The 664-nt window shown below is 61.7% G+C and carries 1 pseudogene; it reads left to right on the top strand.

The features are described from left to right. Positions 1-231: 231 nt before the first annotated feature. Positions 232-664: pseudogene (locus EN935_RS39060) on the top strand (hypothetical protein); the annotation flags it as partial.

The following is a 664-nucleotide window of genomic DNA, read 5'->3' as shown; positions in this document are numbered from 1 at the left end:
TTCCTGCGTCGCGAGGCCGGCAGCACGCCGCGCATGATGAGCATTGGGCTGCATACACGTCTGGTCGGCAAGCCTGGGCGTGCCGCCGATCTTGAACGCTTTCTCGATAAAGTCGTAGCCGCGAAGGACGCATGGGTAGCGCGCCGTATCGACATTGCCGAGCATTGGCGCGCCGTCCACCCGCCGAGCGGCTAATCCGCCGGCACGTTACTCCAAAAAGGTAGAGAGCCCGTGACAATCGAGCCCCTGAGAATCCATGTCGTCAACGACCCTGGCGGCCATCCCGACCTGTACATTCGGCCAGACACACTTGCCACCGGCCTCGAGCGAGGCGGCGCGCCAGCATATGAGGCGACATTCGGCGTACTTCCTGCCGCGATCGAGACAGCCCACGACGAGACGCGCGTCATCTTCACTTCGGCGAAGGTCCACATCGGCAATGCAGCTGAACGCCTGCCACGCCTGCAGTGGGTGCAGACAGTCTCTGCCGGAGTGGAGGCCTTTTTGCCAACATTGCCAACGAACATCACACTTACCAATGCCTCAGGTGTGCATAGCGAGAAGGGCGCGGAGTTTATTCTGACGGCGGCGCTGATGCTGAATTATCGCATCCCGGCTTTCGTCGAGGATCGGCAGGCCCGGCGCTGGCAGCCCGAGTTTGTTA

It is taken from the genome of Mesorhizobium sp. M7D.F.Ca.US.004.03.1.1 (assembly GCF_003998635.1).
Lineage (GTDB): Bacteria > Pseudomonadota > Alphaproteobacteria > Rhizobiales > Rhizobiaceae > Mesorhizobium > Mesorhizobium loti.
This window is presented reverse-complemented; position numbering and strand designations above follow the sequence as displayed.